The 14482-nt window shown below is 39.2% G+C and carries 13 protein-coding genes and 1 pseudogene; 8 read left to right on the top strand and 6 right to left on the bottom strand.

Annotated features, from left to right (window positions below; translation table 11 throughout):
* Positions 1 to 124: 124 nt before the first annotated feature.
* Complete coding sequence (locus tag FWJ32_RS10925) at positions 125 to 1015, top strand: LysR family transcriptional regulator (RefSeq protein WP_149545990.1); 891 nt, start codon at positions 125 to 127, stop codon at positions 1013 to 1015.
* 405 nt (positions 1016 to 1420) lie between these two features.
* On the opposite strand, the pseudogene tnpA reads toward FWJ32_RS10925, so the two are convergent.
* The 5 genes and pseudogenes from tnpA to FWJ32_RS10900 form a co-directional block, all read right to left on the bottom strand.
* Positions 1421 to 1596 (bottom strand): annotated as a pseudogene (gene tnpA, locus FWJ32_RS10920) (IS200/IS605 family transposase); the annotation flags it as partial.
* A gap of 23 nt (positions 1597 to 1619) precedes the next feature.
* Complete coding sequence (gene glgB / locus FWJ32_RS10915; RefSeq protein ID WP_238988868.1) at positions 1620 to 3140, bottom strand: 1,4-alpha-glucan branching protein GlgB; 1521 nt, start codon at positions 3138 to 3140, stop codon at positions 1620 to 1622.
* Between the two features lie 51 nt (positions 3141 to 3191).
* A complete protein-coding gene (locus tag FWJ32_RS10910) occupies positions 3192 to 3713 on the bottom strand; it encodes a hypothetical protein (protein ID WP_149545989.1) in 522 nt (173 codons plus the stop codon).
* 64 nt (positions 3714 to 3777) lie between these two features.
* Complete coding sequence (locus FWJ32_RS10905; protein WP_149545988.1) at positions 3778 to 4566, bottom strand: Cof-type HAD-IIB family hydrolase; 789 nt, start codon at positions 4564 to 4566, stop codon at positions 3778 to 3780.
* Positions 4567 to 4569: 3 nt separating this feature from the next.
* Positions 4570 to 5295, bottom strand: coding sequence for a GNAT family N-acetyltransferase (locus tag FWJ32_RS10900; protein ID WP_149545987.1), 726 nt, complete (start codon positions 5293 to 5295; stop codon positions 4570 to 4572).
* Between the two features lie 141 nt (positions 5296 to 5436).
* Between FWJ32_RS10900 and FWJ32_RS10895 the strand changes: the two genes are divergently transcribed.
* Positions 5437 to 5691 carry an SHOCT domain-containing protein gene (locus FWJ32_RS10895; RefSeq protein ID WP_149545986.1) on the top strand — a complete coding sequence of 85 codons (255 nt, stop codon included), beginning with the start codon at positions 5437 to 5439 and terminating at the stop codon, positions 5689 to 5691.
* Between the two features lie 25 nt (positions 5692 to 5716).
* Here the strand turns inward: FWJ32_RS10895 and FWJ32_RS10890 are convergent, their stop codons facing one another.
* Positions 5717 to 7408 (bottom strand): chloride channel protein, encoded by a 1692-nt coding sequence (locus FWJ32_RS10890; protein ID WP_149545985.1) that lies wholly within the window; start codon positions 7406 to 7408, stop codon positions 5717 to 5719.
* 188 nt (positions 7409 to 7596) lie between these two features.
* Here FWJ32_RS10890 and FWJ32_RS10885 point away from each other — a divergent pair, with 188 nt between their 5' ends.
* The 6 genes from FWJ32_RS10885 to FWJ32_RS10860 all read left to right on the top strand — a co-directional run bounded on the left by FWJ32_RS10885 (position 7597) and on the right by FWJ32_RS10860 (position 14208).
* Positions 7597 to 8652: a DmpA family aminopeptidase gene (locus tag FWJ32_RS10885; RefSeq protein ID WP_203227741.1), complete on the top strand. Its 1056-nt coding sequence runs from the start codon at positions 7597 to 7599 to the stop codon at positions 8650 to 8652.
* Between the two features lie 88 nt (positions 8653 to 8740).
* Entirely contained in the window at positions 8741 to 8992 is a 252-nt protein-coding gene (locus tag FWJ32_RS10880) for an SHOCT domain-containing protein (RefSeq protein ID WP_149545984.1), read from the top strand.
* 56 nt (positions 8993 to 9048) lie between these two features.
* Positions 9049 to 9729, top strand: coding sequence for a DUF421 domain-containing protein (locus FWJ32_RS10875; RefSeq protein WP_149545983.1), 681 nt, complete (start codon positions 9049 to 9051; stop codon positions 9727 to 9729).
* Complete coding sequence (locus FWJ32_RS10870; RefSeq protein WP_162523607.1) at positions 9726 to 10109, top strand: DUF4363 family protein; 384 nt, start codon at positions 9726 to 9728, stop codon at positions 10107 to 10109. Before FWJ32_RS10875 ends, FWJ32_RS10870 begins: the two co-directional genes overlap by 4 nt.
* A gap of 105 nt (positions 10110 to 10214) precedes the next feature.
* Positions 10215 to 11141 carry a DUF4349 domain-containing protein gene (locus tag FWJ32_RS10865; protein WP_149545981.1) on the top strand — a complete coding sequence of 309 codons (927 nt, stop codon included), beginning with the start codon at positions 10215 to 10217 and terminating at the stop codon, positions 11139 to 11141.
* A 553-nt stretch (positions 11142 to 11694) separates the two neighbouring features.
* Positions 11695 to 14208 carry an ABC transporter permease gene (locus FWJ32_RS10860; protein WP_162523606.1) on the top strand — a complete coding sequence of 838 codons (2514 nt, stop codon included), beginning with the start codon at positions 11695 to 11697 and terminating at the stop codon, positions 14206 to 14208.
* Positions 14209 to 14482 lie beyond the last annotated feature (274 nt).

Here is a 14482-nt window from a genome sequence, read left to right as displayed (position 1 = left end):
TGCCCCTTTGTTAGAATTTTCACGTTATCCTTTATGCAAATTCTATCATTTTTCTGTTTGGAACTCCAATTGAAATATGTTATAATTAATAAATAACTTTTATAAATACAGGGGGATAATCAAAATGTATATTAAGCAGCTCGAATGTTTCGTTCATCTATCTGAAACCCTGAGTTTTTCTAGAACTGCACAACTTTTATATATAACTCAACCTGCTGTTACTCATCAAATTAATACACTAGAAGACGAGCTTGGATTAAAATTATTTATTAGAACAAAGAAAAAAGTAGAACTTACCCCAGCTGGTGTTTCATTTTATAATGATATAAAAGATATTCTTACAAGAATAAATATCGCAGTAACAAAGGCAAAGAACTACTCTCAAGCATTTGAGTCTAATTTATCGATTGGTTATGACGGAAACGTAGAAGTAAAATATCTTCCAAATATATTAAGTGCCTACAAAAAAAAATTGCCTCATGTACATCTTTACTTAAAAATGGCTGATTATGAAGAAAAAAGAAATCTATTTAACAATAATGCATTGGATTTGATTTTTGCTGTTAGAGAAAGTATTGAAGATTTATCAGGGGTTGGTTACGCAGAACTTTTTACTGGAAGATTTGTATGTGTCTTACCTAAAGAGCATCCATTATCTTGCAAAACCATCATTAAAATAACTGAATTGCGACATCAGCCCCTTATTGTATTAAACCCTTTAAAATGTCCACCCGAAATGGCACGTGTACAAAACAATATTCAGATACAATGTCCTGACTCTACCGTTTATTTTAGTGATACGGCCCTCATAGCTTATACAATGATCAAAGGGAGAATTGGTATAGCAGTGATGCCGAATTTTGTATGTCCAGAAGATTCCGAACTATCCATCATTCCCTTGGATGTAAGCGATTTGATTTCTTACGGAATTGCATGGCATAAGGACGATAAACGGAATGAAATAAAAGAGTTCGTTGCAATTACGAAGCAAATCTACAAAACGTTCATAAAGTAATCCCTTCATCAAACCGTAAGTTCAATTATACCGATATCAAATACGTGTTCGATGGAAATATGATTTATCCGTTCCTCCAAATCTGGTATTTCATTTTTAAGCCCTTCAATAAGACGTTTAGTGATTTTTCTTAAAAAGGTTTTATCTGGCAGCAAGGATCTAAAAACTTAATGTTTTTATCTGCCCAAATTTTCAAAGTTAACAGGTCAAGCATTTCATTTGCCATTAAAGGTGGGCTGTATAGTTTTCAACCATGGGCCTTCTTTCAAAAGACTCAAATGTTCCCGGAACACCCTGAGATAATACGATATTGTATGGTGGTGTATTCGAGCTGCTGTGCAATATCGTTGGACATTAGAATACTATACTTGTTGGTTTTTGTAAATCCATAAAGATGTAGCATGATTAATCACCAGCTTTCTGACTTTCAATATATTTTCTGACCGTTTCTTCAGAAATATGACCTATTGTTCCAACGTAATATGAAGAATTCCAAAGGTGCCCGTCCCAGAGCTGATTTTTAACTCCGGATGACTTTTGAATAAAAACTGGGTAGAAACACCCTTTAATGCTTTTACTATGCTAACAATTAACACGAAAATGCTTATGTTAAATTTTTTATTAAATTATAAGTCATAAAAAACTGGGCAAATTCACAACCCATAAAGAGCGTCTTTTTCCCTGGGTGAGTATACATATATACGGCAAAGACCCTGAGACCGGCAAACTTGTTCCAGTAGTCTCCCCACATCCTGTCAACTAAAGACTTTTTGCCATGAACAACTTCATCATGGGAAATGGGTAAGATAAAGTTCTCTGAGTAGTGATACATCATGGAAAATGTGATGAGAATGTGATGATATTTCCTGAATATGGGGTCCATAGATATGTATTTTAGGACATCGTTCATCCAGCCCATGTTCCACTTAAAGTTAAAACCGAGTCCACCGAGATAGGCGGGACGTGTCACGAGAGGCCATGATGTGGATTCCTCCGCTATCATCAAAAGCTGCGGGTATTTTTCAAACAGGGCTATATTTAGCTCACGTAAGAAATCTATAGCCTCTAAGTTTTCTCTGCCACCATGCCTGTTGGGGGTCCATTCGCCAGGTTTCCTGTTGTAATCTAAATAAAGCATGTTGGCTACCGCATCTACCCTGAAACCATCTATATGAAACTCCTTGAGCCAATAAAAGGCATTGGATATCAAAAAGCACTTAACCTCGGGCCTTCCAAGGTCAAAGTTGGCCGTGCCCCATCCCTTGTTCTCAGCCTTTCTCGGGTCTTGATACTCATACAGGGGTGTACCGTCGTATCTGAAAAGACCATAGTCGTTCTTGCAAAAATGGCCTGGCACCCAGTCCAAGATCACTCCTATACCATGCCTGTGGCATTCATCCACAAGATATTTGAAGTCGTCTATGGCGCCATATCGGCTTGTCACGGAGTAATAGCCGGTCACCTGGTACCCCCATGAGTCATCCAATGGATGCTCCATGATGGGCATAATCTCTATATGTGTATAGTCCATATCCTTGACGTATTCAGGGAGAACACTTGCCATTTCCCTGTACGTCAGAAACTCGCCTTTTTCGTTTCTTTTCCACGAGCCGAGGTGCACCTCATATATATTTACAGGGCTCTCATAAATGTTTGACTCCATCTTCTTTTTAATCCACTCATCATCCCTCCATTCAAAAGGCCTGGGGTTTATCACAACAGATGCTGTATTTGGCCTTTTTTCAGAATAGAATGCGTAGGGGTCAGCCTTTAAGACCACTCTTCCCTCAGATGTGATAATTTCATATTTGTAGAGTTCATTTTCGGCCAGGCCCGGTATAAAGGCACTCCAGAGTCCCTTAGAAGATATGCGCCTTAAGGCATACCTGTCATCAGGTGTCCAGTTGTTAAAATCACCCGCTACCCTGACGGTAAGCGCATTGGGTGCCCAGGTAGTAAACCGCACCCCAGAGGTGCCACCCTCCACCGTGACGTGCGCCCCCATAAACCTATAACATTCATAGTGTCTGCCCTCATGAAACATAGTTATATCATTCTCTGAGATAAGTGTGTCTTTATGCGATGTGATGTTGCGGGGCATTTCACCTGTCATTGGTTTCTTCATGTTTTCACCCCATATATCAGAAATTATCCCTTATGAAATGGATTATTATTATTATTTCTTTACCATCTGCCTTATATATGGAGATAGTATATCATTGAGCTCAACCAGCACCTCTGTCTTTACGTCAACAGGTATCCTTACAGGTTTTTCCAGTGGATCCTCTGTATACAGGTACAGTGCCTTTTCATCATAGGATATCCTGTATGTGTTATATATATCAAAGTCAAACATCTGGACTGTACTACCAAGGTGTATAAGCCTCTCCCTGTACACCAGTATTATATCCCTCTTGTACGCAAGGTAGAGGAGTATCACCGCATATGAGACAAATAGAAGCAAAAAATCCGACAGGCCGTATCCCATGAGATACATAAACATGGCAAAGAGGACGGTACCAGCAGTATATATCATCAAGAGGTTTCTGTCTTCGCTTATATTCCTGTATCTCAGGTCAAAAAGGAGCTTATTTTTGTTATAAAATGTTGCACCAAGGACCCTGTCCTGCCTGCAGAGCTCCTCGACCACTATTACCATTACTGCAATCATATAGATAACCAATAGCGGCCTGGCCATATCAACCCCTCCCCTTGTTTCACATATCCTGTATTATCATTATACCATAAAATATACTGCAATTTTATAAATTTAAGACCTTTTTCAGCACATGCGCCACACCATCTTCTGTATTCCTCTTTGTAACAAACTTGGCTATCTTCTTTACCTCATCCATGGCATTTTCCACAGCTATGCCGCAGCCCGCCGCCATTATCATGTCAATGTCATTCATATGGTCGCCTATAGCAACAGTCTTTTCAATGGGCACCCCAAGGTAGGAACAGAGCTCCTTTAAACCCTCTCCCTTGGACACCCCATCGGGGATCACCTCTAAATAAACATCCTCTGTCTGGACATGGTTTATCTTTATCCCGTTCTTTACCTCCAGATTTCTTATCAGCTGTTTTGCCTTGCCAACGTCACCCACCAGAAGAATCTTGTTCACCTCATCCACTTCTTTTATGTCGGGTACCCTCTCCACGTCTACCCTCTCCTGAGCCATATACAGGTCATGGGGTGGCTTATAATCGGATATGAATATCCTATCCCTATGATATGTTACTATCCCAAGGTCTGTACCAAGAAAGCAGTCTATCACCAGATTAAAGATATTTTTATCCAGATAGTGCACATACAGTGGACCTGTCTCAGAATGATACAATTCCCCACCATTAAATATTATGGCGGGTATGTCTATATGAAGTTTTTCTATAAACGGCCTGGCCGCCTTCTCACCTCTACCTGTGGCAATAGTAAAAAGCCCACCCTTTTCCCTGAACTTATCTATATACCTTAATGTAACCTCAGAAACCTGTTTATCGTCATCCACAAGGGTGCCATCTATATCGGTCACCACTAACTCGTATTTCAAATGCTATCCCTCCAGTTTTATCATGCCCCATTTTGCTATGGGCTTAAACCCCAGCTTAAGGTATATCTTCCCTCCTACAGGATTGTCATAATATAGAAGCGGTCTTTTCCCCTCATGCAAAAGGTCTGAAGAAAGCTTTGACATGAGGGACGTAGCATATCCACGACCCCTAAATTTCTCTGGGGTATAAACAACCCCTATTATGGCATAGTCATCAGTCTCAGCGAAGGTGCAGGCAGCAGATACAATCTCTCCCCTATCTTCCACCAGATACCATCGGTTATTCACAATAGTATACTCCACCTCAGAAAGGCTCTGTGGGAAACTGCCCCCATCATAAAATTTAACTATCCCCCCTGCATCTCCTGTTGATGCCTGCCTTACCCTATGGCTTACCTCAGCCGATTTTATATCCTCTAAAAGGCAATAGTCCAGTACCCTTACAGTCCTACCCATTTCATCAGCCATCTCTGACACAGCCTCAAGCTCACCATTTATAGAGGATATGCCGTTTATAATGCCTGAGAACTGTCCTGTATTTTCTCCAACCACAATGAGCTTGTTGAAGTATCTCATGGCCAGGCCGCGTATCTCGCCCTCACCGTCAGGATACAGTCCAAACTCCCCGTATGGCAGCGGCTTGACCATGGCACTATAAAACCACACGTTAAAATACGGGTGCAGTCCAAGAAGTTCCTCTATCCCCTTTACCATACTATTCTCCCTCATAAACACTTACTACTCCCATTATAGTATAAATTCACTCAATGTAAAACCCACATCAAATCATAAATTCCTCACATATTCTTAACACTTCTATCAAAAAATTATGTTAGTATTATATTAGTAAAAGAGAAAGGAGAATAAAAAATGATGTGGTGGATGCTGAATGGATGGAATGGTGGATGGGGAACCGGTACCTTTATCTGGGGACTCTTCTCAATGATAATACAGATAGCTGTCATAATTGGGGTTATTTATCTTGTCATTCATCTAATCAACATAAATGGAAATGGACATCGCAAGGGAAATGATGCTCTGGAAATATTAAAGGAGCGCTATGCCAGAGGTGAGATAAGCGAAGAGGAATATGAGGAGAAAAAGAAAAGGTTGGAAGAAAAGTAGACGGCCAATATGACCGTCCTCTTTATTATGCTGCTTTTACAATGGTATGTGATGCTTTTAAGATATCATTCCTCGAGACGATACCCACCAGCTTTCCATCCTCCATGACCGGCAGTTTACTTATATCATCATCGCCCATTATGAGCAGGGCTTCCCTTAATGTAGCCTCAGGCCATATTGTTACTACATTTTTAGTCATATACTTACCTATAGTATCATCCTCATTACCGTTTATTATTGCATTTACAATATCCTTATAGGCTATAATACCAACCATGTTTCCGTTGTCCATGACAGGCATTGTGAAATGACCGGTATGCCTCATCTTATCTACAGTCTGACTAATGGTGTATTGTTTTTCAACAAATACCACATCCTCAGTCATAATATCCTTTATTCTTACTGTATTCAGCTCACTCTCCCTGATTGATAATATATCTAAGCCCCTCCTCTTTAGCTTTACGGTATAGATTGACTCCTTATGGAGGTGTGTAGATACAAGCGTAGCTATACCGCACGTTATCATTATTGGTAGTATGAGATGGTAGCCATCGGTTAATTCAAAAAGCATAATGATCGCTGTCAAAGGAGCATGAGCTGTAGCCGCAAATATAGCTCCCATACCTGCTAAGGCATAGGCTCCTATTGGTGTAATGCCTCCACCGAAAATGCTGTGAAAAACATATCCAAAAGTTCCACCCAGCATGGCCCCCATGAACAGGCCGGGTGCAAAAACCCCACCCGAACCGCCGGACCCTATTGAAAATGATGTAGCTAAAAGTTTTAAAATGCATAAGACTGCAAGAAGAGCAATACCCATTTTCCCTGCTATGGCACTCTCTATAAACTCATACCCTGTACCCATGACCTGCGGGTAAAATACTCCTATGAGTCCGACAATAAGGCCTCCCAAAGCTGGTTTCACATATGGTGGTATAGTTACTTTATCAAATACATCCTCTATACCATATAGGGTCTTTATGTAAAGGATAGCAAAAAGCCCTCCCACAACCCCTAAAACTGCAAACAGGACAAGTTCATAATATGAATTTAAAGCCAACGGTGGAATCCTGAATGCCGGACTGTCTCCCAATATTGACCTGGAGACAGATGCAGCAGTAACAGAAGAAACAATGGTAGGTATAAAGTATGAAGAATTGTATTTGCCCAAAATTATCTCCAGCCCAAACATAGTGCCCGCAATGGGTGCATTAAATGTAGCTGAAATGCCACCAGCGGCACCGCAGGCCACCAGAAGCCGTATATTCTCCGCAGATAGTTTTAAAAGCTGTCCCAAAGCAGAACCGATACCCGAGCCAATCTGTACTATCGGCCCTTCTCTACCAGCAGAACCACCAGTACCAATAGTAATAGCTGATGCCAACGACTTCACAAATATGACCCTGGGCCTTATCCTGCCCTTGTTAAATGTAACTGCGGCCATAACCTCAGGTACACCATGTCCCTTGGCTTCCCTTGCCAGAAAATATGTAAGCGGCCCTACAATCAATCCGCCTATGGCTGGTATAAGTAAAATATATAAGAAATTGAATGAGGAAAATATAACTTTTCCATCAACAAATGAAACCCTTGTAATGAAATCAATCAGATATCTAAATAGAACGGCTCCAAATCCAGCTCCAAGTCCTATAACCAATGCAAGACCTATCATTAAAAATTTACCGTACTGCCGTTCTAAAAGATATAAATGATACATCGGACTCTGTCCCCCTTGTTCAGGTATTTTCTCATTAATTAATAGAATAGCACTTTAATAAACTTTTATCAAATCTATTGTAAATACTGGTTGTGAATTCAGTCACCGCAAGATAAAATAAAAGCAGGAATATTAATGAGAAAAATTTCATCTGTTTGATATAATGGGTCTTATATGGGGGTGAAAAATTGAGAAAAAGAATAAGGGAATACGGAATCGCTATTGGCAGTATGAATACAGGACAATACAACTCCATAACCGATGTGGAAGGCGTACTGGTGGGGCATACCACCGTCTGCTTTGGGGAGGGTAAGCTCGTCCCTGGTAAGGGCCCAGCCAGGACCGGTGTGACAGCAGTCCTGCCCCATGGAGGCAATCTCTTTAAAAAAAAGGTCCCTGCAGCCTGCTATGTAGGAAATGGATTTGGCAAGTCAGTTGGGCTTATCCAGATAGATGAGCTGGGTTATATTGAGACGCCAATATTACTCACAAATACGCTAAACGTCGGCCTGGCCTCTGACGCCCTTGTAGAATACATGATAACCAAAAACCCCGAGATAGGAATAACCACAGGCACAGTAAACCCGGTAGTCTTAGAGTGCAATGACGGCTACTTAAATGACATACAGGGTAGGCACGTCAAAAAAGAGCACGTCTTTTCTGCCATAGAGAATGCTAAGGGTGGAGAGATAGAGACAGGGGATATTGGTGCAGGCAAGGGGATGTCGTGCTTCGAGTTCAAGGGGGGCATAGGTACCTCCTCACGCATAACACCCGAAGGATACACAGTGGGTGTGCTTACCCTAACCAATTTTGGCCGCAGGAAAGACCTGATGATAAAGGGCATACCAGTAGGAGAGATGTTAAAAGACTACCCTGATGGATATAGTGATGACGGCTCATGTATAGTCATTGTGGCAACTGACGCCCCTTTAGGCCCTCATAGCTTAAAGAGGCTGGCAAGAAGAGTGCCACTTGGCCTGGCCAGGACAGGTTCATATATGAGTAATGGCAGTGGCGATATAGCCGTGGCCTTTTCCACAAAGAATATCATTGAACATTCGCCGGAAAACCCTGTATATACGATAGAAGTAATAAATCAAAACAGTGAGGCCATGAGCAGTCTCTTTAAGGCAGTAGTAGAGGCTACCGAGGAGGCTGTCATAGACTCCCTCTATACAGCAGAGACCGTAACAGGCAGGGATGGCAACGTCAGGTATGCACTGCCGCATATATTATCATAAATTATCATAATTTCATCACATATTTTTAACAATTATATCAAAAGATTATGTTAGTATTATGATGAAAATAAAAAAAAGGAGAGTAAAGATGATGTGGTGGATGATGAATGGATGGAATGGCAGATGGTTGGCCAACGGCTTTATATGGGGACTCGTCTCATTGATAATGCAGGCGGCTATTGTAATCGCTGTCATATATCTTGTTATTTACTTAATAAACAACAGCTCGAAAAGACAGCATAAAATGAATGATCTTCTGGAAATCCTCAAAGAGCGCTATGCCAGAGGTGAAATAAGCGACGAGGAGTTTGAGGAAAAAAAGAGAAAACTCATGGAATAGATTCAAGGTATAAACCTCCTTGACTTTTTGAATAATAACGTCAGGGAGGTGTTTTTATGCTCGTAATTTTTACAAGAGCCTTGATACTGTATTTCCTAGTGGTTATTGTCATGAGGATAATGGGTAAGCAGCAGATAGGCGAGCTCCAACCTTACGAGCTCGTGGTAGCTGTAATGATAGCAGACTTAGGTGCTGTGCCAATGCAGAATACCGGCATACCTCTTTTAGCCGGGATAATACCAATCCTCACCCTGCTTATATCCCAGCTTGCACTGTCATACATATCCATGAAGAGCATACGCGGCAGGGAATTAATATGCGGCACACCAACCATCCTCATAGAGAAAGGGAGACTATTAGAGGCCCAGATGAGAAAAGAGAGGTACAACATAAATGACCTTCTTGAGGCACTGAGAAACCAGGGATACTACAATATTGCCGATGTAGAATATGCCATCCTTGAGACAAATGGCACCCTGAGCGTAATACCAAAGGTGGAAAAAAGACCCGTAACCCCGCAAGACTTGAACCTAAATCCTCCATATGAGGGTCTGCCGCTTCCTGTCGTCATAGACGGCACAGTAGACTTTAAGACGTTAAAGGCGGCCAACAAGGACTTTGCATGGCTTAAAGGTCAGCTAAAAGCATTCGGCATAAGTGATGTGTCAGAGGTCCTATTAGCCTCTATTGACAGCAGCGGAAATCTATTCGTACAGGCAAAGGAGGTCATAAAGTGAAGACGGCAATAGTAATCACTGTAATACTCCTGGCGTTTATATTTGTCCTGGACTTAGGGTCATACTATTATCTTAAGGATACGGCCATGTCGATATCGCAAAGCATCGAAGCCCTGCCGGAAAAAATTGAAAACGAAAAATGGGATACGGCCACTGATGATTTAAACAAAGCATCTAACAGATGGTCGTCCGTAAAAGGGATATGGGCAGTGCTTATAAATCATGATGAGATTGATAAGATTGATATGAGTTTAGTAAGGCTTAGAAGTTTCGTTCAGTATAACGATACTGAAGAGGCAATGGCCGAGTACAATACATTAAAGATGCTCGTAAAGCATATACCTGAAAACCAGAGGTTCAGCTTGGTGAATATATTCTAAATTTTATTTCCATTGTCGCTATAAACTGTTATAATATTTTATAGGATATGGAACTTTTTTGTTTTTTGTGCATCTAAATAGTAAAAGGAATAAGGGGGAGCAGCAATGGGAATTAAAAAATATGTCATGCTTATGATAATGGTCCTGACTCTTGCCCTGGTGATTGCTGCCTGTGCCAGCCAAGGCGGTAGACCTCAGCAGACCCAGCAGGCTGTGACCTACTCACAGGAAAAAGCGCCTTCACCAGACAAAGGCCAACCTGAAGCAAACCAGACTGCAGGTGGTGATCCTACCTCTTCGGATATAAGCATAAGGAAACTGGTTAAAAACGTCGACACCACTATCCAGGTGGAGGATACAAAGGCATCCTATGACTCCATACTGAAGCAGGCCGAGGCCATGGGTGGATATCTGGTGTCCTCAAACATATCCGACTATGACGGCAGGAAGTTTTATAACCTGAGCGTGAGGGTACCTGCAGAGAAACTCCAGGAATTTCTGGACTATTTAGAGGGTCTTGGAAGAATCGTCCATCAAAATATAAACACAGAGGATATCACAGAACAGTATTATGACGCCCAGGCCAGGCTGGATAATGCCCTAATACAAGAAGCACAGCTTAAGGACATCATGAAGCAGGCTAAAACAGTTGATGAGACCCTGAAGGTAAAGCAGCAAATGGATTCTGTGCAGGAGAGGATAGAGCAGCTAAAAGGCCAGCTCAAGCTCTGGGACCAGCTTACAGCCATGTCCCTTGTAAATATTGAGCTTCAGCCCAGCAGGGAGACTGTGGCGGTGTCTAAGTATGTAGACTGGAATATACTCTCAGGCAATGAGATAGCCGTCCGTATAAGGAACGGGTTTGTATCCACCCTGAATTTCATTGTCAACTTAGCGCTATACTTAGTGATTTTTATAATATCGGCACTACCAGCCATTCTCATCATAATACTCATAATATTCCTGATAAGGAAGTATAGGCCTTTTAAACTGCCTCACCTTACAAGAAGGAATAAAAAAAAGCAGGAATGAATCCTGCTTTCAGATGGTAATAGATGGATGCGAAGCTTCAGAAAAAAGGGGTTAGTTAAGCCGTTGCCTATAAATGACAAAAAACACATCTTTAAAATACAAAAAAATTAGATGATGTTGCGAGAGAAAATAACACCCTTATGAAAATATCTCAAGACAAAATAACGCTAATGAGGAAAAATCAGAAACTAACGTATCTGTTACTAACAGCAATGCTGGTGGCAGGCCAATTCCGGGATATTCCTTAACCAACAAGGGTGAGAAAATATCCGATGACCAAATAAAAGAACGGCTTTGTGAATTAGCATGCGGCGATGGCTACCCCTTTATGGAGGCTTATTCCATCATAACAGAGTATATGGAATACTATAACCAGCGTAGAAGACATGGGAGTATAAATTTCATGGCTCCAAATAAGTTTTATGAAGCATTCATGAGTAACACTGCAAAAATTGAACCTTTTAGTGCATAATCTCCGGAGTTAGGAGGCATATAATACATGTTTAAATTATCATTACAATATATCAAATATTATAAAAAAAGGACCCTTTCTGTGTTGGTGGCTATAATCCTGAGTGTTGCCGTTATTGCAAGTATAATAATATTGAGCCAAAGTGCCAACCAGGCAAATATTGATAGTATAAAATATGATGAAGGTAGCTACCATGTTGTTTTTACAAAATTAAACAATGATCAGATAAAGAAAATAAAAATGGATAAATCGATAAAAGACAGAGGATTTGCAGCGTATTATGATTCGGTTGCCTTAAGCGAGGATTTTTATTTGAATATTCTAAGGGCAGATAAAGAATACATAAAATTAGGAAGCTCTTTCAGTGGTAATTCATTTATCAAAGAAGGAAGATATCCGAAAAATGACAATGAAATCGCCGCTGAAGAGTGGGTTTTAAATGTTCTTGGGAAAGAATCTAAAATTGGCAGTGACCTGCAACTTAAACTGGAAGACAGAAAGGAAACAAAAACGTATAAATTGGTGGGAATATTGGAAGACAGACCAGAATTTAAAAGAAGTATGACCTTACAGGCATTTTTGCCTATTAGTGATGATTTTAAAGGAAACAGAAACATTTCTATGGTGACATTTAAAGATGAAAACAATATAAATAAATTGACATCTTTATTGGCAAAGAAACTGAATGTGAAGAGCGATGGCATAGTTAAAAATACGACGCTAATAGAGGCATATGGAAAATTAAATAATATATATAAAAACAATATTTTTTCATTACTTGTAATATTGGCAGCTTCTTTTATAGTTATATACGGAATATACAGCATATCAATTCTTCAAAGAATATCAGAATACGGAATTTTATTAGCTATAAGTAGCAGTAGAAAGCAATTGATTGGAATAACATTATGTGAATTGCTTATATTGAGTGCCATGGGTGTCCCTATAGGTATTATATTAGGCTTGATCAGTTCAAAGCTGTTAAGCGGTTTAGTTGGAAATGTATTTACTGAAGGAGCTGTCAATATAAGCCGGCTTGTTATAATTAAGGAAGCCTTTATTATACCTGTAATTGTTACAGCAGCCGTCATACTTTTGATTGTTATTGCAGTCTATATAACCATATCAAAGATATCACCTATAGAAGCTATAAGAAAAAATTTAGGACTCAGAGAAAAATACAATAAAAAAATATATAAAAAAGTAACCTCAGGGAAAAACCTGTCCATATATTCAATTGTAACTATAAGGAATATTCTTTCTAACAGCAGAAGCTTTATAATGATTATACTATCAATAAGTATTGCAGGCATACTTTTTATAAATGCAAGCTACTTAAGTTTTTTAGAAGAAAGGCAAGTAGACAATATAGCAGATAGCATAGGGTATAATTCCGACTATAAAATAAATCTTGTACCCGGTGCGAAAAAAACCGACGGGCTAAGCAGCAAAGAACTAGAGAGAATAAGGTCATTAAACGGAGTAAGGGATTTATCAGCTATACAGTTAATATATTCAAGACTCATGTTAAGCGGTGAACATATATCCGAACCTATGTACTTTGAAAATTTAAACAGCACCCCATATATAAAAGATGTGATGAACGGAATGTTAGTCAAGAATTTAAAGGCGGCAGATAAATCGGAAGAATATATTTTAAAAGATAATATGTACGGTTATGATGATAAATCTCTTGCCAAGTTGAGGAAATATTTGGTAAAAGGCAAAATTGATATTGACAGGATGAAAAAAGAAAATCTTGCCGTTATAAGGATACCCAATCCCATAAATACAGAAAATAAAAAGCCTTACGTTGCAAATTTCAAAGTGGGAGATAAAATAAGAGTTGCTTTTTCAAACAAAGGCACAAATTCTGAGGAAAGCTGGAAAATTAATTATAATGACGATAGCTATGAATATAAGGAATATACTGTGGCGGCAATAGTAAACAATCTGTTGGATTATGATAATTATTATACTGTGAATAACAGCGTTGATGTTGTCCTATCTTCGGATATATTTAAAAGGGATACGGGGATAACTCAGTATAAGATTGTAAGCATCAACAAAGAAAGAGGAGTAAATCATAATGTCTTATATAAAAAGATTAAATCAATAATTGATAAGAAACCTGGAGTAATTTTAAGAGATTTAGATGAAGAAATAGAAAATTTTAATGTACTGAATGAAAATAAGCACAGATTTATAAATGCGATTGTAATGATACTGTTCATTATGGGTGTATTTAATATAGCGAATAACATTAAATACAATATAGCATCCCGAATGAAAGAATTTGGTATGTTAAGAGCTGTCGGCACTACAGACAAAAGCCTGAAAGAAATGTTTTTGACAGAAGGATTCTTATATGGAGCTATATCAAGCGTAGTGGTAATTATCTTCGGAGTATTGGTTCAATATATTTTATATAATAAATATTTAGATATATATATAAATCCTATCTTCAGGATACAATACAGAGAATATTTGATCGTTATAGCTGTAAATTTTATAGTAACAATCGCAACAACATATCTATCATCTATGAATATAAGAAAGATAGCAGTAGTTGATATGATCAAAAATGATCAATAACCCCATATAAACAGGTAAATTACTATAGGTGAGGCTTATGGGAACACGCAAGTCTTAAATTGGGAGATATATCTTTTCATAGTAATAATAAATATCCTTTTAGGATTTTTAGCTACATTTATTGTATCACACTTGTTGGCCCCTTAAGAGAATTGGACTAAAACGCACAACATGCTAAAATTTCTCTTAAGGGAGGTCAAAATCAATGGCAGCACATAAAAACTTTACTCTTGAAGAAAAACTTGCTATCCTTGCCGAGGCTGAAAGTTCTTCT

Origin of the sequence: Calorimonas adulescens (assembly GCF_008274215.1) — a bacterium.
In the GTDB taxonomy this organism is placed as follows: Bacteria; Bacillota; Thermoanaerobacteria; order Thermoanaerobacterales; family UBA4877; genus Calorimonas; species Calorimonas adulescens.
Note: the sequence above shows the minus strand (reverse complement) of the source record. Positions and strands in the feature narration are given on the sequence as shown.

Bases quoted from the DNA above. Each gene is read 5' to 3' on its own strand.
- FWJ32_RS10910 (WP_149545989.1), bottom strand. From the start codon at position 3,713: ATGGCCAGGCCGCTATTGGTTATCTATATGATTGCAGTAATGGTAATA.
- FWJ32_RS10925 (WP_149545990.1), top strand. From the start codon at position 125: ATGTATATTAAGCAGCTCGAATGTTTCGTTCATCTATCTGAAACCCTG.
- FWJ32_RS10865 (WP_149545981.1), top strand. From the start codon at position 10,215: ATGGGAATTAAAAAATATGTCATGCTTATGATAATGGTCCTGACTCTT.
- glgB (WP_238988868.1), bottom strand. From the start codon at position 3,140: ATGAAGAAACCAATGACAGGTGAAATGCCCCGCAACATCACATCGCAT.
- FWJ32_RS10895 (WP_149545986.1), top strand. From the start codon at position 5,437: ATGATGTGGTGGATGCTGAATGGATGGAATGGTGGATGGGGAACCGGT.
- FWJ32_RS10890 (WP_149545985.1), bottom strand. From the start codon at position 7,408: ATGTATCATTTATATCTTTTAGAACGGCAGTACGGTAAATTTTTAATG.
- FWJ32_RS10900 (WP_149545987.1), bottom strand. From the start codon at position 5,295: ATGAGGGAGAATAGTATGGTAAAGGGGATAGAGGAACTTCTTGGACTG.
- FWJ32_RS10880 (WP_149545984.1), top strand. From the start codon at position 8,741: ATGATGTGGTGGATGATGAATGGATGGAATGGCAGATGGTTGGCCAAC.
- FWJ32_RS10875 (WP_149545983.1), top strand. From the start codon at position 9,049: ATGCTCGTAATTTTTACAAGAGCCTTGATACTGTATTTCCTAGTGGTT.